Origin of the sequence: Paenibacillus sp. RRE4 (assembly GCF_031844205.1) — a bacterium.
Lineage (GTDB): Bacteria > Bacillota > Bacilli > Paenibacillales > Paenibacillaceae > Paenibacillus > Paenibacillus xylanexedens_B.
This window is the reverse complement of the sequence record NZ_JAUZUT010000017.1, coordinates 41,157-59,672: the sequence shown is the minus strand read 5'-3', so window position 1 is coordinate 59,672 and position 18,516 is coordinate 41,157. Positions and strand designations below refer to the sequence as shown.

The 18,516-nt window shown below is 46.7% G+C and carries 11 protein-coding genes and 1 tRNA gene; 10 read left to right on the top strand and 2 right to left on the bottom strand.

What is annotated here, in order from left to right; translation table 11 throughout:
- The 3 genes from Q9R46_RS27780 to Q9R46_RS27770 all read left to right on the top strand — a co-directional run.
- Nucleotides 1–291 (top strand): hypothetical protein (locus Q9R46_RS27780; RefSeq protein WP_311282523.1); only part of this gene is annotated, 291 nt, incomplete at its 5' end.
- Between the two features lie 31 nt (nt 292–322).
- Nucleotides 323–1,117 carry a class I SAM-dependent methyltransferase gene (locus tag Q9R46_RS27775; protein ID WP_311282522.1) on the top strand — a complete coding sequence of 265 codons (795 nt, stop codon included), beginning with the start codon at nt 323–325 and terminating at the stop codon, nt 1,115–1,117.
- 400 nt (nt 1,118–1,517) lie between these two features.
- Entirely contained in the window at nt 1,518–5,453 is a 3,936-nt protein-coding gene (locus tag Q9R46_RS27770) for a S8 family serine peptidase (protein WP_311282521.1), read from the top strand.
- A 188-nt stretch (nt 5,454–5,641) separates the two neighbouring features.
- Here Q9R46_RS27770 and Q9R46_RS27765 read toward each other — a convergent pair whose 3' ends face one another.
- Both Q9R46_RS27765 and Q9R46_RS27760 read right to left on the bottom strand, forming a co-directional pair.
- Nucleotides 5,642–6,877 carry a CynX/NimT family MFS transporter gene (locus tag Q9R46_RS27765; protein ID WP_311282520.1) on the bottom strand — a complete coding sequence of 412 codons (1,236 nt, stop codon included), beginning with the start codon at nt 6,875–6,877 and terminating at the stop codon, nt 5,642–5,644.
- 978 nt (nt 6,878–7,855) lie between these two features.
- Nucleotides 7,856–7,929: transfer RNA gene (locus tag Q9R46_RS27760), tRNA-Arg, on the bottom strand.
- Between the two features lie 277 nt (nt 7,930–8,206).
- Here Q9R46_RS27760 and Q9R46_RS27755 point away from each other — a divergent pair.
- The 7 genes from Q9R46_RS27755 (at nt 8,207) to lon (ending at nt 18,453) form a co-directional block, all read left to right on the top strand.
- Nucleotides 8,207–9,094, top strand: a complete 888-nt coding sequence (locus tag Q9R46_RS27755; RefSeq protein ID WP_397386428.1) for a hypothetical protein — start codon at nt 8,207–8,209, stop codon at nt 9,092–9,094.
- Nucleotides 9,095–9,229: 135 nt separating this feature from the next.
- Nucleotides 9,230–10,570 (top strand): trigger factor, encoded by a 1,341-nt coding sequence (gene tig, locus Q9R46_RS27750; RefSeq protein WP_145335329.1) that lies wholly within the window; start codon nt 9,230–9,232, stop codon nt 10,568–10,570.
- A 385-nt stretch (nt 10,571–10,955) separates the two neighbouring features.
- Nucleotides 10,956–11,546 carry an ATP-dependent Clp endopeptidase proteolytic subunit ClpP gene (clpP, locus tag Q9R46_RS27745; protein WP_090919143.1) on the top strand — a complete coding sequence of 197 codons (591 nt, stop codon included), beginning with the start codon at nt 10,956–10,958 and terminating at the stop codon, nt 11,544–11,546.
- A 12-nt stretch (nt 11,547–11,558) separates the two neighbouring features.
- Nucleotides 11,559–12,812 carry an ATP-dependent protease ATP-binding subunit ClpX gene (gene clpX, locus Q9R46_RS27740; protein ID WP_090919142.1) on the top strand — a complete coding sequence of 418 codons (1,254 nt, stop codon included), beginning with the start codon at nt 11,559–11,561 and terminating at the stop codon, nt 12,810–12,812.
- A 120-nt stretch (nt 12,813–12,932) separates the two neighbouring features.
- Entirely contained in the window at nt 12,933–14,030 is a 1,098-nt protein-coding gene (gene ispG / locus Q9R46_RS27735; protein WP_123064570.1) for a flavodoxin-dependent (E)-4-hydroxy-3-methylbut-2-enyl-diphosphate synthase, read from the top strand.
- 239 nt (nt 14,031–14,269) lie between these two features.
- Nucleotides 14,270–16,027, top strand: a complete 1,758-nt coding sequence (gene lonB / locus Q9R46_RS27730; protein WP_311282519.1) for an ATP-dependent protease LonB — start codon at nt 14,270–14,272, stop codon at nt 16,025–16,027.
- 86 nt (nt 16,028–16,113) lie between these two features.
- Nucleotides 16,114–18,453: an endopeptidase La gene (gene lon, locus Q9R46_RS27725; protein ID WP_145335560.1), complete on the top strand. Its 2,340-nt coding sequence runs from the start codon at nt 16,114–16,116 to the stop codon at nt 18,451–18,453.
- The last annotated feature ends 63 nt before the right edge of the window (nt 18,454–18,516 follow it).

Genomic DNA, 18,516 nt, shown 5'->3' with positions numbered 1-18,516 from the left:
ATCAGCTCAACAAATGGAGGGCCGGGAAAATTGATTCATAAATCAATGGTCATCTCATTACCCAATCCACGTAATACAAAAAATACAATGGCAGTGCCGTTTTCATTACGTACACTTGTTGCTAAACAGCGGTCTATTGCTACAACTGTTTTTCCCACTTTGTTGGGCGGTATGAAGCATGATATGTACATATTTCTCCTACATCGAGCTAAGCTTTGGTTCTGCTTGCAATACCGTTGTTTAATTGTTTTTTCCTATAAGTTAAATAGATTATATATATTTTATCAATAAGTAGATTTGTGCCACAATGAGGATATCAACAGTGAAAGCGACGGTGAAGCAGATGAAATCAATTAATCAGTGGCAGGCGCAAGAGTATGACAATCAATTGGCTTTTGTATCGGAGTATGGAAAAAGTCTTATTCCCTGGCTTCGTCCGACAGAAGGAGAATCTATTCTTGACCTTGGCTGTGGAACCGGTGATTTAACCCATGAGATTTCCCGGTTCGGGGTGGCGGTGACTGGCATAGACGCTTCCTCAGATATGATTGCTCAAGCGAGGAGAAAATTTCCTGAATTGGAGTTCTGGGAAGCGGATGGTCAGGAGTTCAAGACAGAGCATCCATATGATGCGGTCTTTTCTAACGCTGCATTGCACTGGATGCGAAAGCCTCGGAATGTTGTAGACTGTGTGTGGCATGCACTGAAGCCTGGAGGACGATTTGTGGCTGAATTTGGCGGTAAAGGGAATGTGCAGATCATCGTTAACGCACTGGAGGAAGTATTGGAACGGCATACAGGAATCAAGGCTTCCAAGCGTAATCCATGGTATTTTCCGACGATTGCACAATACAGCACTCTTTTAGAAGACCGAGGTTTTGTGGTTCGACAGGCCTATCACTATGATCGCCCTACCAAACTAGCAGATGGGGAGGAAGGAATCATAGGCTGGTTGGCTCATTTTGGAGATGACTATTTTGAGGGTTACAGCTCTGAGCAGGTGAAGGAATGGTGTCAGGAGATTAGCAAGATCGTGATTCCTAAGCTGTGGAAAAACGATGCGATCTATGCCGACTACAAACGTATTCGTATTGAGGCATTCAAGCCAGAAAATTAAACATTGAATCAATTAAATTTGATGTTATATGAATTTTAGTCACTTACCCGTGAACGTTTATCTCCCATTCTTACATTGGTGAAAATCATAAAAAACCATGTCTTTCTTTCGTTGAGAAGAGCATGGTTTTTGCTTGTTTTGAAACCTGAAATTTAAAATTTAAATATCCAAACGACAAAAATATACAAATGCGAATATTCACCCTACCAAAGACCCATATAAGTAATTTCTATAGCATAATGTAAGTATTTAGAAGGAATTTGTGATATTTTGGTAGAATAATTTACCAGGGGTCAAACATCTTGCAGATTGGCGGTGAACTTGGTCGAAAGTATTGCAGTGCTTCTGGCAGCAAGAATCCCATAGGTGAGGCATCTACACGAAGAAGGAGGGCATAGCCTTGAATAAACGATTGATATCCATGTTAATGAGTGTCCTTATGTTTTTTTCCCTTATCCTGCCTGCGGCCGGAGCCGCTTCTGCGGATTCCGCAATTCAACTGGATAACACTTTAAACAGCACCAAAGCAAAGCAAATGAGAGAAGTGCTTGCCAATAGGGAAGCTCGAATTGCTGCCGATCCAGTTTTGGATAAAAGCCTGAATGGTCTTGGCGGAGAGAACACACGAGTCATTGTTGAGCTTTCTAACAAACCTGTTGCTGTAGCTCAAGGCGAATCAACCCTCTCAGGAAGATCATTTACCTCCTCTATGGAAACAAAGGCTGTGACTCAAGTTGAGGACCAACAACAGTCATTTGTACATAGCCTCACTCAGAAAAAAATCAAACACGAAGTGCTGGACAATTATGCATACGCCCTTAATGGTGTAGCCCTTGAAATAAAGGGGAACCAATTGGGACAATTGCTTCAAATACCAGGCGTAGTCAGTGTATACCCTGACTATGAAGTACAGCTTGCGCCCGAGACCGGCGAAGTTAATCCACATATGAAAGATACGGCTCCTTTTATCGGTGCTCCTGAAGTATGGGATCTTGGGTATAAAGGAAAAGGAGTAAAAGTTGGCGTTATTGATACCGGTATTGACTACAATCACCCGAATCTACGCGACGCTTATAAAGGCGGATGGGATTTTGTAGATAACGATGATGATCCATATGAAGCGACCTATCAGGAATGGAAAGCATCAGGCCAGCCTGAGCTTAATGAAAGAGGAAGCTCTTATTATACTTCTCACGGTACACACGTTTCAGGTACGGTCGCTGCTCGTGAAGCGGGAGACTATGGGGTTGTCGGGATTGCTCCTGAAGCGGATATTTATGCTTACCGTGTTTTAGGTCCTTATGGCAGTGGACAGACGTCCTGGGTACTCGGCGGAATTGACCGCTCGGTAGCGGACGGAATGGATGTCATCAACCTGTCACTTGGTGCTGAAGGTAATGATCCGAGTTATGTCACTTCGGTTGCATTGAACAACGCGATGATGTCTGGCGTAACTGCGGTCGTATCCAGTGGTAACAGCGGCCCTAATCGTTATACCCTGGGTTCACCGGGCGCTTCGGCTATGGCAATTACAGTAGGTAACTCTACAGGCCCTAGTCAGGTCATTACGGCGAATACGCATTTCTGGATCGGTGAAGAAGGTGGGGAAACGGCACCTGAGCAACAGCCAGCTCCGGATAATGAGCAAACTCCAGAATTGGGGAATGCACCTGATACGCAGGAACCTGCCGTTACACCGGTAACCGCACCAGAAGGTGAAGCGGAAGCGACTACATCGGGAGATGAAGTGGGAGATGCTGCATCTGCACAGCCTGAATCTGATCAAGCTGAGGCCCCAGCAACCAATGCTGGCAATGAAGCAGCGGACGAAACGACTGCTCCGGCAACAGAAGCTCCAGCGAATGAGCAATCACCTTTAGCTGTCACCGAATCTGTATATCGTCTGGATGTGATGGGATGGAGTCTTGCGGCTGATCCTGAAGCGGTTTTGACAGATCGGTATGATGTTCAATTTGCGGCTCTGGGTAAACCTGCTGATTTCGAAGGCAAAGATTTCACCGGCAAAGTGGCGTTGATTCAACGCGGGGAACTTGCTTTTGTTGAGAAAATCGCTAATGCCAAAGCTGCAGGATCCGTGGCCGTTATTGTGTATAACAATATTCCTGGCCCGATTGGCGTAAGTCTTGGTGACAACTTCGACCTGATTCCGACACTGAGCATGTCGAAGGAAGATGGTGAAGTCATTAAAGCTCAACTAGACGCGGGGCAACCTGTTGAAGTAAGCTTTAGTGATTTTGAGCGCAGTCAAACACCTGGGGATGAGATGAGTTCTTCCAGCTCCCGCGGGCCTGCAAAAGTAACGTTGGATATCAAACCGGATGTTGTTGCACCTGGATCCAATATTTTATCCACCATTCCTGCTTATGGTAAAGACGAGCCAGGAGCCGATTATGTCCAAGCGTACGATCGCAAAAGTGGAACAAGTATGGCTGCACCGCATGTAGCGGGTCTGGCTGCACTGTTGCTTGAAAAGCACCCGGACTGGACACCTTTTGATGTCAAAGTTGCTTTGATGAATAATGCCAAAATCATGGACACTGCTAAATATGACGTGTTTGATCAAGGTGCAGGCCGCATTCAGGCAGTGAAATCCATTGATCCGGCCGCTTTTGTCAAAGTCATGGATGTGACTCAGTATACCGAGAGTGGCTCGGTTGTCGAGAAAGAAAACATCACAGGAAGCATTAACTACGGAAACTTCTTAAGTACGGAAGCAAAAACGGTAACCAAAACGATCAAGGTTCAGGCTTTGAACGGAAGTGGCGGCGAGTACACGGTGAATGTAAATCCGACTCGTACCGTTCCTGGGGTAACTGTTGCCGTTGATAAAACTTCATTCACTTTGAATGGGGAAGAAGAACTCGCTGTAACGGTTACGGTTCCTCGTGGTGTCACTGCACTAACTGAGGCGCAAGGCTACATCGAAATTTCGAACGGAACAAATACGTTTACCGTGCCATATGTGGCTCACTTTAATGTGACTTCAAGCGGTGTGAAATATATTGAAACGGTAAAAGGAACTGCAAAAAATCCTTTCTATTATCCGTTGAAGGCTGATGGTTCGCTGGATACGTTGAACGTTGCAATGGAATTCCATAATCCAATGACGTTTGCACTGATTGAAATCTATAACGGTCTTGATCCTGAGGGCGGTTATTATCAAGATGGATACATTGGCTCGATCTTTGGTAATTACTATAACTTCAACGCAAATGCCAGATACACGCTGGCCTGGGATGGTCAGTATTCCGATTACAGTACGGAAGAAGTCGCTGAACTTGCAGATGGCTTGTATACCGTAGATATTACAACCATCGGTACGGATGGCAAAACCTATAAGGAAGATACGCCTCCATTTTTGGTTAAAAAGACAGCTCCAGCAGTAACTGCTCCGCAATCATTAGACTTCAAAGCGGAGGATGCTATTGCCATTAGCGGTACGGTGGATGACTTGTATTTCCGTGCTGCGCCTGCTCTGGCCAAAGGCTGGAGCATCCAGCTTGATCCGACGACAGCGCTGAAAGCATCCTATGTCGTGAAAAAGGAAGATGGCTCCACGTTAAAAGAAGGCACGTTTAATGTTCAGGCGGATGGCAGCTTCCGATATGCGTTGGAGGGTGTTGAAGGCGGAACGTACACTGTAGAGACTACCGTAAAAGACGAGCAGGGTCTGGCAGGTACAGCTAGCACAGCCATTACGGTGGAATCCGCGGAGACTGAGCCTGAATCACCAGCTACCAAAGCACCTGGAACACCTACTTTGTCTCACAATAACGGCTTTGTGAACGGTCTGTTAGGTGGCGATTATACCGTGTCCATGAACATGTGGTGGGGTGAAAACGCGACGAGCTACAAGCTGTATGAGGATGGCGTATTGGTTGATTCGCAAAAATTGACCTATAACGCGCCTTGGGCACAGTTCGCTCAAACGAAAATTAAAGGCAAAAGCAATGGCACCTACACGTATGTCGCCGAGTTGGCCAATGATAAGGGGGTAACGCGCAGTCAGACGCTGACGGTGCGGGTAACCGATGCATTGCCTGGCAAAGCGGTGCTCTCCCATGATAACTGGGATGTGGACGGGAACTACAAAGTGATGATGAACTTGTGGTGGGGAACAAACGCAACCGAGTATCGTCTCTATGAGAATGATGAGTTAATTGATACACAGTCACTCAAAGCGACAACACCACTGCCTCAATTTGCGATAACCGCAGTGAAAGGAAAAGCATCGGGTACGTATACGTATCGTGCTGAATTGGTTAACGCTGCCGGGGTGACAACCACCAATACCATTACGGTGAAGGTGAAGTAAAGGCAGTAAGAGCATATTGTTTAGAAAAGTAAAGCCCTCGTCCGTCCCGGCATAGCGAGTGACCAAGACGACATCAAGTTATGAGAAAAGGCCTCCTCCTGTTAAGCGTACAGGAGGAGGCCTTTTTCTTGTATTTGCTTGCAGGGAAGGATAGATATCCGATCTCCTGGTGGACTTTTTTTATAAAACTAAGAAACGGTTCGGTCTTTGCTCGCCTGAAGGCCTGTCATAAGCAGTCCGATCGCAAGAAGAACCTGTACGAGCAGGGGGAGAGACCATCCACGGGTCCAGTCATGCATTAAACCAAACAGTAAAGGACCTCCCGCCGCAAGCATGTACCCAAAGGATTGAGCCATTCCCGAAAGACTTGCTGCCTCTCGCGCATGACGCGTGCGAAGGACGAAAAACATCGTGACCAGACCAAAGGAGGCCCCGGCACCAATCCCGGCTAGCGCAACCCCGATGGTGACGAGAACAGGAGCATCGCTGAATAGTAACGCATATCCGATGATGAGGCATAAACACGTTAAGGTGGTAAGAAGCCGTTGATCCCGTGTTTTTCCAGCCAGAATCGGCACGACAAAGGTAGCAGGTACACTAACCATTTGCATCAGAGACAACATCCAGCCAGCTGAGGCAGCGCTAAAACCTTGATCCGCAAGAATCTCGGGAAGCCAAGTTATCGTGGTATAGAAGATTAACGACTGAATGCCCATGAACAACGTCACGAACCAAGCAAGAGAAGAAGCTCGTAAACGTGTGGGTGCGTTCTCGCTCTGGGAAGTGATATAGAGCATCTGTTTGCGCCCTCTCCGTGCCTGCGGGAGCCATAGAAAGACAGCCAGTAGGGATAGAATGGCCCATACCCCTAATGAAGCCCGCCAACCAAGCGAGGAGGCTTCTGCCACGGGCACGCTAATACCCGAAGAGATGGAGGCGAACATATTCATCGAAACGGAATACAGCCCGGTGACAATGCCGACTCGTAACGGGAAATCACGTTTAATCAGACTGGGCAGGAGTACATTGCTAAGGGCGATACCGCATCCCAGAAGCGCTGTTCCTGCATATAGAGCCAGAACGGAAGGGAGTAGCCGCAAGGTAACTCCGCTGGTAACAATAATGACAGCAAGCAGGAGGGCAGTCTCCAGCCCAAAACGTTTGGCAAGGCGCGGAGCAAAAGGGGAGACAGCTGCAAAAGCGATCAAAGGCAGTGACGTTAGCAATCCAGCCATCGTATGTCCGATACCGGTATCTGAACGAATTAAGTCCACGACGGGACCAGTGGCTGTAATGGGCGACCGCATCGTAGCGGCGATAACAATAATTCCAGTAAGTAACAGGCCGAATTTTTGAGATGTTTGTTCAGACTGTTGTTCCTTCCCGGAAGGGACGGAATGCTGTTGTTGTGTAGGTGAGGACATCATTAATCTCCTGTTTCTGAATATATATTTAAAGCAAGGTATTAAACCAAACAAAGTACAACTTCGCTTCTAAAGGAAGTTGATATGTATGGATTGGTACAATGTTCATTGAGCAAGCATAACATTGTGTGTCATATCGGGCAATGGAGAGTAAAACTTAACAAATGGTCGGTCTGCTCTTTGTGATAGTTTTACATTAATATTACTAGTTGAATTAAGTCATGTGGGAGATTTTAGTATTTTGTGAAGTGCTTAGCGCGGACTGTCCCCTAACATGACTAGAGTAAACTGTGATGGAGTTGGAGTGAAATCGTAAGGATTGAGCAAGAAAATGAGATACTACTAACGAAGGTGTCGAAAGATGGATAATGGGGAGTTGCTCAAATGTATCATGGGAAAATCGCAAATTGTCTCAATATAGTTACTTAATTCTAACGATCACGAGAAACCTTATTTGGAGGAAAGAAAGCCTTCTTGAATTCTAACGATCCTCAGGAACGCTATTTCGTTAAATCCGCATGAAAAAGTACAAAAAAACTACAAAATCGATAAAATAAGGTCTGTGGTGATCATTAGAATTTCAAAACGGTGAAAAAGGCGCAAATAAGCTCCATGGTGATCGTTAGAATTTTTAGCACGCTGGCGAGGTTTCGATTTATTGTGAAATGGCTTATTAGCTCTCAGAAACAGTTTGCTTTCAAAAGTCAGAGCCATGAGGTAAGAGTTGACGAAGCGTATACCTTAGCAAACAAGGCTACACGAACCTGACGTCCCTACGAACCCGCCCGAGGTTCTCATCCCCTGTACGCAAAAAAAAGCTTCCCGAAGGAAGCTTTTTCTTTGACGTCCCAGGAGGGATACTCTCCTTCCAGTCGAGACTGCGAAGCGAATGCTATCGATGCGTATGCTCCGACGAACCACCCGAGGTTCTCATCCCCTGTACGCAAAAAAGCTTCCCGAAGGAAGCTTCTTTTTAGACGTCCCAGGAGGGATTCGAACCCCCGACCGACGGCTTAGAAGGCCGTTGCTCTATCCTGCTGAGCTACTGAGACATGGAAATTTTTCAAGCAAAAATGATTATATCATACGTGAAAAAATATATCAAATGTTTTATTTTAAGCTTGTTTTCATATATGATATTTGGCGGCCGCAACGTTTTTTTCTTTCTAATTAAGGTTATGTTAGAATATCAGAAGAACTCAGAAAATAGATCCATATTTCCTTGATATATATCTATTCACGGTCGATTTGGGCTGGAGATTCAGGAACAGAGGAGGTGCCCCTATCAAGGAATCCACAACCCCGGAAACCGAGCACAACAACAAAATTGTGTTGTTTCCAAAAACGTTGGACTACTACCAGATACAGTTGACGGTTATGCTTGAAAATGAACGTTACGGTGAAGCAATGGACTTGCTTCGCTTTTTGTTGCAATGCCAAGGACAGGAAGAACGTCACTATGACGAATGGAGAGCGTTGCTGGAGTGGTTGCAGGCTGCTTTCCCTCAATATGAAGAATCAGAAATGCAGACCATTCGAGAAGAAGAAGAAGACATCAGCGAAGAAGAGATGGCAAGGCAACACGCCAGGTCGAAACTTGCTCAGGATGATGGTTACGCAGACAAGTTGCTCGGGACGGTTATGGAAGGCCCACTATCTGAACAGACGATGCTGGCTCTCGAACAACTCGCATTTTTGGACGTTCCGAAAGTGGATGAAGAATTGATCGGGTGGCTGCAAACGAAGGTGCTTCATCCTTTATTACAATTCAGAGTCATGCAAACCCTGCGTCGTCGAGGGGTGCAAGACATCATTCATTTCACTAGAGGTGACGAAGAAGTAGAGATTGATATCGCTAACGTTCCACTTAAACCGGAAGAATTTCCACTTCAGATTGTGCAGATTCTGGAACGGGTGGCAGACCAGACGGAGGTTCATGAACCTACGCTCTTTTATTTTGCCCAGGAACTGTGGATACAATATGTTATGGCGGTCTATGGAACACGGGATTACCAGTCCATGCTCGAGCAAAATGATGCTATGGCAGACATTTGGGCGGCTGCGCTACATATGACGGTTGCAGACAGTCTGGGAGGATCACACGATGAGGAAAACACACGCTCGATGTACGCTGTGACAGGTGCAATGAGGTTTCGACTGGAGCAGGCGTATCGCTCTATGAAACAGTTTGTTTCCGCCGGTTTGGACGGTCATTAAGAGACGGAAACGTTTACCTTAAACCGTATCAAGGGATTCCCCTTGAAAAAGAATGTAAACTTGTTTATACTAAAATGGTTATTTTGTGCGTGATCGCCTACGTGAACATGTGAATTTTGGAGGGGAAAGTATACAATGAAAGCAACTTGGGAAAAGATAGAGAAGAACCTTGGGGTTCTTGAGGTTGAAGTCGGTGCAGAGCGCGTAACGGAAGCACTCGACAAAGCTTTTAATAAAGTAGTAAAACAAGCAAACGTACCTGGATTCCGTAAAGGTAAAGTGCCGCGTCCGATCTTCGAAGCTCGTTTCGGAGTGGAAAGCCTTTATCAAGAAGCAATCGACATTTTGCTTCCAGAAGCTTACACAGAAGCGATTGATCAAACGGATATCTTCCCGGTAGATCGTCCTGATGTGGACATCGAGCAATTCGGTAAAGGACAATCCTTCAAATTTAAAGCGAAAGTAACTGTGAAACCAGAAGTTACCCTGGGTGACTATAAAGGAATCGAAGTTGCTGTAGCTAAAGGTGAAGTAACGGATGCTGAAGTTGCAGAAGAGCTGGAGCGTTTGCAACAGCGTCATGCTGAACTTGTTGTAGTTGACGAAGGTGCTGCAGCGAACGGCGATGTTGCTGTAATTGACTTCGACGGTTCTGTTGATGGTGTACCTTTCGAAGGTGGACAAGCTGAGCGTTACTCCTTGGAACTGGGTTCCAACACATTTATTCCAGGATTTGAAGAGCAAGTAGTGGGTCTGTCCACTGGAGACTTCAAAGACGTAGAAGTGACTTTCCCAGAGAGCTACCATGCAACGGAGCTGGCTGGCAAACAAGCCGTATTCAAAGTGAAAGTCCATGAAATCAAACGCAAACAACTTCCAGAACTGGATGATGAGTTTGCTAAAGATGTTAGCGAATTTGATACTCTGGAAGAGTACAAAGCTGACCTCAAAACACAACTGGAATCCCGTAAAGCAGACGAATTCAAAGCTGCTCAGGAAAACGCAGTTGTAGAAAAAGTAGCTGAAAACGCTGAAGTGGACATCCCTGCTGCAATGGTTGACAGTGAAGTACAGAACATGATGCGCGATTTCGACAACCGTCTTCGTAGCCAAGGCATGAACCTTGAAATGTTCATGAGCTTCTCCGGTCAGACTCAAGCTGACTTGAGAGCACAAATGCAAGACGATGCTTCGAAACGTGTTCGCAACAATCTGGTGCTTGAAGCAGTAGGTAAAGCGGAAAACATCGAAGTTTCCGATGAAGAAGTGAACCAGGAACTCGAGAAAATGGCTGAATCTTACAAGCGTCCTGCTGAAGAGATCCGTGGCATCCTCGAAGGTAACGGTTCCCTGGAGAGTCTTCGTGATGAAGTTAAATTGCGCAAAACAATCGAAGTTCTCGTTGAGAACAGTAAAGTTGTTGAGCCAGTTGAAGCTCCAGCCGAAGAAGCTGCTGCAGAAGCTGACGAAAAATAAGACAAGCTGTGTGATTTTGACAGCTATATAAACGATAAGGCACGTGAGTCATTGCGTGCCTTATTTTTAAATTGCGACATCCATTTTATAGAAAAATGAGTGTTGATATGGATTTTCATTCATTTTATTGCAAGGTGCCCATTTTCCGTTGATTTCAAACCTTTATTCTTGGATGGAAATAAAAAAATACCAAGACGGCATAGGATCGATGTAATTTGCACATACATAGAAAACATGGTTAAATATGATCAGGCTACATCGTAAACATCCCTAAGATCACGTGTTTTCTGAAAAATGACATTGTCAAAGGAACATGTTAAAATGATTTTGGGTTTGCTTTACAGTCAGCCTATGTCTAATTACATGTAGAAAAGAGGTTGGTCTCATGAGTCTGGTGCCAATGGTTGTTGAACAAACCAATCGAGGCGAGCGTTCTTACGATATATATTCACGTTTGCTGAAGGATCGCATTATTTTTCTGACCAGTGCGATTGATGACGATGTAGCCAATCTTGTCATAGCTCAGCTTTTATTTTTGGCAGCCGACGATCCTGAGAAGGATATCAGCTTGTATATTAATTCACCTGGTGGTTCTGTTACGGCAGGGATGGGTATATACGATACGATGCAATTTATCAAGCCGGATGTATCGACCATTTGCGTAGGTATGGCAGCAAGCATGGGCTCTTTATTGCTGACCGCAGGCGCTCCGGGCAAAAGATATGCGCTTACGAACAGCGAAGTGATGATTCACCAGCCGCTTGGCGGCGTTCAAGGACAGGCTGCAGACATCAAAATTCACGCAGAATGGATCATTAAAACTCGTCAGAAACTGAATCAAATATATGTTGATCGTACAGGTCAGCCCCTTGATAAAATTGAGCGGGACACAGACCGTGACTTTTTCATGAGTGCGGAAGAAGCGAAAACGTACGGCATTATTGACCAGGTGCTCAGCAGACCGATCAATTCCTAAAGGGGTGGTTTCATGTTTAAATTTAACGATGAGAAAGGGCAACTGAAATGCTCTTTTTGCGGTAAATCTCAGGAGCAAGTTCGCAAGCTGGTCGCTGGACCAGGCGTATACATCTGTGATGAATGTATTGAACTTTGCACCGAAATTGTAGAGGAAGAACTCGGTCATGATGAAGAAGTAGACCTGAAAGATATTCCGAAACCAAAAGAAATCCGTGATATTCTTGATCAATATGTTATTGGTCAGGAACAAGCGAAAAAATCATTGTCTGTAGCTGTGTACAACCACTACAAACGGATCAATACACAAAGCAAGATTGAAGACGTAGAACTGTCGAAGAGTAACATTTTGTTGTTAGGACCTACGGGTTCCGGTAAAACGTTGCTTGCCCAAACGATGGCGAAGATTCTGAACGTTCCTTTTGCTATTGCGGATGCAACTTCACTGACAGAAGCGGGATACGTGGGTGAGGATGTCGAGAACATTCTGCTTAAGCTGATCCAAGCGGCTGACTATGATGTAGAAAAAGCAGAACGCGGCATTATCTATATTGATGAAATTGATAAAGTGGCACGTAAATCGGAGAACCCGTCCATTACTCGTGACGTATCCGGTGAAGGTGTTCAGCAAGCTTTGCTGAAAATTCTTGAAGGTACAGTTGCTTCAGTTCCGCCACAAGGTGGTCGCAAGCATCCACATCAAGAGTTCATTCAAATTGATACAACCAACATCTTGTTCATCTGTGGTGGTGCCTTTGATGGCCTGGAGCAAATGATCAAACGCCGGATCGGTAAAAAAGTCATTGGCTTTAACGCCGCTACGGAGCAAAAAGATCTGAAACCGGGTGAATACCTCGGTATGGTATTGCCAGAAGACTTGCTGAAATTCGGTTTGATTCCGGAATTCGTAGGCCGTCTGCCAGTCATCTCTACGTTGGAGCCACTGGATGAAGATACGTTGGTGCGGATTCTGTCCGAACCGAAAAATGCGCTGACGAAGCAGTACCAAAAACTGCTTGAGCTGGACAATGTCAATCTGGTGTTTGAACCGGGTGCATTGCTGGCTATTGCCAAAGAAGCAATCAAGCGTAACACAGGTGCACGTGGCTTGCGTGCAATCATTGAAGGCATCATGCTGGAAATCATGTATGAAGTACCTTCACGTGAAGACGTGACCAGCTGTGTCATTACGGAAGAAGTTGTTGAGAAAAAAGTTGTGCCTGAACTTGGCCAATCAAAGGACGATAAGCAGGAAGAGAGTGCTTAATTGACATTCTTTCAGCTGAGCTTTGAAATATAGACTTGTCAGTTCTCCACTTGGGCAGAAGGCGTATATATGGTCTTTTGTCAGAGTGGAGCTTTGACGTTGTGGGGAGAGAAATCACTCATGTATTTAAGACAGGACACCCGTCCCGTAAAAGTAGGGAACTTGACCATTGGTGGTAGTAACGAAGTTATTATTCAAAGTATGTGTACGACCAAAACAGCAGACGTTGAAGCGACAGTTGCAGAGATTTTGCGATTGGAAGAAGCCGGATGCCAAGTGGTACGTGTAACGGTGAATAATGAAGAAGCTGCTGCAGCGATTAAGGAAATCAAGAAACGGATTCACATCCCGCTCGTGGCTGACATCCATTTTAACTACAAGCTGGCTTTGCTGGCTATCGAGAATGGCATTGATAAAGTTCGGATCAATCCAGGCAATATCGGTAAACGTGCTAAAGTCGAAGAGGTTGTCAAAGCGTGCAAGGAAAAGGGGATTCCGATTCGAATCGGGGTAAACGCGGGTTCACTAGAGAATCATCTGCTTGAAAAGTATGGCTATCCTACTGCGGATGCCATGGTCGAAAGTGCGTTATTCCACATAGGCATTTTGGAAGAGCTGGATTTCCACGATATCATCGTTTCACTTAAAGCGTCGGACGTACCGATGGCTATTGAAGCTTATACGAAGGCAGCTCAGATTATTCCTTATCCGTTACACCTCGGTATTACCGAGGCAGGAACTCTCTTCTCAGGCACGATTAAAAGTTCCGCGGGTATGGGCGCACTGCTCTCTATGGGGATTGGTTCAACGATGCGTATCTCGCTTAGTGCCGATCCGGTAGAAGAGATTAAAGTGGCGCGCGATCTGCTCAAAACCTTTGGACTCATCTCCAATGCGGCTACACTGATCTCTTGCCCAACTTGCGGGCGTCTGGATATTGATCTCTTCTCGATCGCCAACGAAGTGGAAGAGTATATCTCCAAGCTTAAGGTGCCGATTAAAGTATCTGTACTGGGTTGTGCCGTTAATGGTCCAGGCGAAGCCAAAGAAGCGGATATTGGCATTGCCGGTGCCCGTGGAGAAGGTCTTTTATTCCGTCATGGTAAAATGATCCGTAAAGTGCCGGAAGAGATCATGGTAGAGGAATTGAAAAAAGAAATCGACAAAATCGTTGAAGCGTATGAAGAAACAGGGGTTATCCCCGGGCGTTCGCACTAATTTTTTTTGTACAAGTGTACCCAAGAAGAAATGGTTCCTATCATCCAAGCGATAGTGATACGTTTAAATAGCTGAAATGTGAAAGCCTGCCATACGTGGCGGGCTTTTTGCATGCTCATGAACAAATTCTCAAGCACAAATTCGTCTTGTTCCGTTTACGTCTCGTCGAAAAGGCTATACTACCAAGTATTAGCATGATTACAGATGAGAAGAAGGACAGAACAGGAGGATGTTGAGATATGGGTGAGTTTGGCATGGTATTCATGTTGATACAGTTATTTTTTGGCGTGGTGATCGGATTATACTTCTGGAACTTGCTTCGAGGCCAGAAAACGAACCGAACTGCGGTTGAGCGTGAATCACGGAAAGAATTGGAGAAGCTTCGCAAGCTGCGTTCAATATCACTGACGAAGCCGCTGGCGGAGAAGACGCGTCCAGCGACCATTAACGATATTGTTGGGCAAAAAGACGGACTGCGCGCGCTGAAGGCTGCCTTATGTAGTGCCAATCCGCAACATGTGATCATATATGGCCCGCCGGGAGTAGGGAAAACGGCTGCCGCAAGGGTCGTGCTGGAAGAGGCGAAGAAAAACCCGACCTCTCCCTTCAAAGCCGATGCTAAATTTACCGAGCTGGATGCCACAACGGCTCGTTTTGATGAGCGAGGCATTGCGGACCCACTCATTGGTTCCGTTCATGATCCGATCTATCAGGGAGCGGGAGCCATGGGCGTGGCCGGCATTCCTCAACCGAAGCCGGGTGCGGTGACCAAAGCGCATGGCGGTATGCTCTTCATTGATGAAATTGGAGAATTACATTCGATTCAGATGAATAAGCTGCTCAAAGTGCTGGAGGACCGCAAGGTCTTTTTGGAAAGTGCGTACTATAACTCGGAAGACACGCATACTCCTGCTTATATCCACGATATTTTCCAGAATGGGCTGCCTGCCGATTTTCGTCTGGTTGGAGCGACGACACGTTCCCCGCATGAGCTCCCTCCTGCCTTACGTTCACGGTGTATGGAGGTCTATTTCCGTCCATTGTTACCGGAGGAGATTGGAAAGATTGCGGAAGATGCGGTACAGAAAATCGGGTTCAGTCCATGCCCGGATGCCGTTGATGTGGTCAAGCGATATGCGACCAATGGGCGTGAAGCGGTCAATATCATTCAACTAGCCGCTGGACTTGCACTCACTGAAAAGCGTGAGACGCTTCAGGCTTCTGATGTCGAGTGGGTTGCCGGGAGCAGTCAGATCCAGCCAAGGCCGGATCGTAAGGTTCCTTCACAGCCGCAGGTCGGGTTTGTCAATGGGCTCGCTGTTTACGGACCGAATATGGGTACCATTTTGGAGATTGAGGTGTCAGCGGTTCCTGCACTGAAAGACCAGGGCCGCATCAACATCACAGGTGTCGTGGATGAGGAAGAGATTGGAGGCGGTTCCCGTACACTTCGGCGGAAAAGTATGGCTAAAGGCTCGGTTGAAAATGTGTTAACTGTCTTGAAAGCGATGGGCATCCGCACGAGTGATTATGATTTACATGTGAATTTTCCGGGAGGCACGCCGATTGATGGTCCATCGGCCGGAATTGCCATGGCTACAGCAATCGCTTCAGCCATTCAAGGACGCCCTGTAGACCACGAGATTGCCATGACGGGCGAGATTAGTATCCATGGCCGGGTTAAACCGATTGGCGGTGTGCTGGCGAAGGTGGAGGCGGCTTTCCAGGCTGGGGCGAAGACGGTCATTATACCGGCGGAGAATTGGCAGTCCATTTTTGATAATCTGGATGGCTTGCGGGTGATCCCTGTAGATACGGTTCAGGATGTATTCCGTGAAGTCTTTGGCTCGGATCCGGGGGCGCAACAAGTGGAACAGCAGGTAGTTGCAGAAGAGACGGCGTTACCTAAACCGGAGATCTTTCCTCCGGCATCCGCCTCTTTTTTACGGGCAGAGTCACCTCGTCCAGGGCGAGTTACAGATTCGGGAAGCTGCTAAGCGCTTCCCTTCATTGGTTTTTTATGTGAACATTTGATAGAATAATGAATGACTACAACCTGAGAGCCATTGGAGGTGCGAAAGCGATGGGACCGAGCAAAGCGAAAGGTCGTCGTTTTCCTTTACTGCCTTTAAGAGGACTTCTCGTCTACCCGAGTATGGTGCTGCATCTCGATGTGGGCCGGGAGAAATCGGTCAAGGCTTTAGAAAAAGCGATGGTAGAAGAACATTTGATTCTCCTATGTTCCCAAGCCGAGGTAAATATTGAGGAACCTACACGAGAGGATATTTTCCGCATTGGAACCGTAGCTAAGGTAAGACAGATGTTGAAGCTGCCCAACGGAACGATCCGAGTACTTGTGGAAGGCTTGGAACGGGCTGAAATTATTGAATATACGGACAACGAAGAATATTACGAGGTGCTGGCGCTAGAACTGCCTGAGGAAGAGAACGCTCATCCCGAGACAGATGCCCTTATGCGTACCGTTCTGAACCAGTTCGAGAATTATATCAATCTGTCCAAAAAAGTAACCCCCGAGACACTGGCTGCCGTGTCAGACATTGAAGAACCGGGGCGTCTTGCGGACGTTATTACAAGCCACTTGTCTTTGAAAATCAAAGACAAACAGGAAATTCTGGAGACCATCGACGTGCGGGAACGTCTGGAGAAACTGCTGGACATCCTGAATAATGAGCGTGAAGTGCTGGAGCTTGAACGTAAGATCAGCCAGCGGGTGAAGAAACAGATGGAGAAAACCCAGAAAGAGTACTATTTGCGTGAGCAGATGAAGGCGATTCAGAAGGAACTCGGTGAAAAAGAGGGCCGTGCGGGCGAAGTGGAAGAACTTCGTAATCAGATGGAAAGTCTGGGCCTGCCGGACAAGGTGAAAGAGAAGGTCGAGAAGGAAATTGATCGACTGGAGAAAATGCCTGCAAGCTCTGCCGAGGGTGGTGTCATCCGCAACTATGTGGATTGGCTACTTGCGTTACCTTGGAGCCAGGTGACGGATGATGATCTGGATATCCAAAAGGCTGAAGATGTGTTAAACGCCGACCATTACGGTCTGGAGAAGCCCAAGGAACGTGTATTGGAGTATCTGGCCGTGCAGAAACTTGTCAAAAAACTCAAAGGTCCGATTCTTTGCCTAGTTGGCCCTCCGGGGGTAGGTAAAACCTCTCTGGCCCGTTCGATCGCAAGATCACTTGGTCGGGAATTTGTGCGTATCTCTCTCGGCGGGGTGCGCGATGAAGCAGAGATTCGTGGACACCGCCGTACCTACGTAGGTGCGATGCCTGGACGTATCATTCAGGGGATGAAAACAGCAGGATCGCTTAACCCTGTATTTTTGCTGGATGAGATCGACAAAATGGCTTCCGATTTCCGCGGAGATCCTTCGTCTGCATTGCTGGAAGTGTTAGATCCGGAGCAGAACAATACGTTTAGTGATCACTTTGTGGAGTTGCCTTTTGACTTATCTAACGTTATGTTCATAACTACTGCGAACACGGTGCACAACATTCCGCGTCCATTATTAGATCGTATGGAAATGCTGAATATTCCGGGTTACACCGAGCTGGAGAAGCTGCAAATATCCAAAAACTATTTGCTACCCAAACAGAAGAAGGATCACGGTCTCGAAGAAGACCAACTGGAAGTGCCAGAGGACAGCTTGCTAAAAGTGATTCGTGAGTATACGCGTGAATCAGGTGTAAGGAATTTGGAACAGCAAATGGCATCACTTTGCCGGAAGGCGGCTAAAAATATCGTATCCGGTACAGAGGGCCAGATTGTCATCTCACCGGATGATGTTAAGGACTATCTCGGTCCGGGCAAATTCCGCTACGGCATGGCGGAGCTGGAAGATCAGATTGGTACGGTGACCGGGCTGGCATGGACTGAGGTAGGCGGAGACACGCTTGTGATCGAAGTAACGGTGGTGCCGGGAACAGGCAAGCTGACGCTTACGGGTAAGCTGGGAGACGTCATGAAAGAATCGGCTCAGGCAGCTTTCAGTTATACACGTTCGAAAGCAGCGCAGCTTGGCATTGCGTCTGATTTTCATGAGAAGAACGACATTCACATCCACGTCCCGGAAGGTGCCATCCCTAAAGACGGCCCATCAGCCGGTATTACGATGGCAACGGCCTTGATCTCAGCTCTGACGAATAAACATGTGTCGAAAGACATTGCTATGACAGGTGAAATTACATTACGCGGACGGGTGTTGCCGATCGGCGGCTTGAAAGAAAAATCACTTGCAGCCCACCGTGCGGGTTACAAAAAAATATTGTTACCTAAGGATAACGAAAGAGATCTGCGCGACATACCGGATAGCATCAAGGAAGATGTGGAATTTGTGCCCGTAGCTCATATGGATCAGGTGTTGCAGCATGCTCTTGTGGAACAGGCAGGCATTCATCTGTAACCGACACGTATCCGCAAAGATTAAATGGAGAGTAGACCGTTCGGCGGGGGCTTCGGCGTCCGC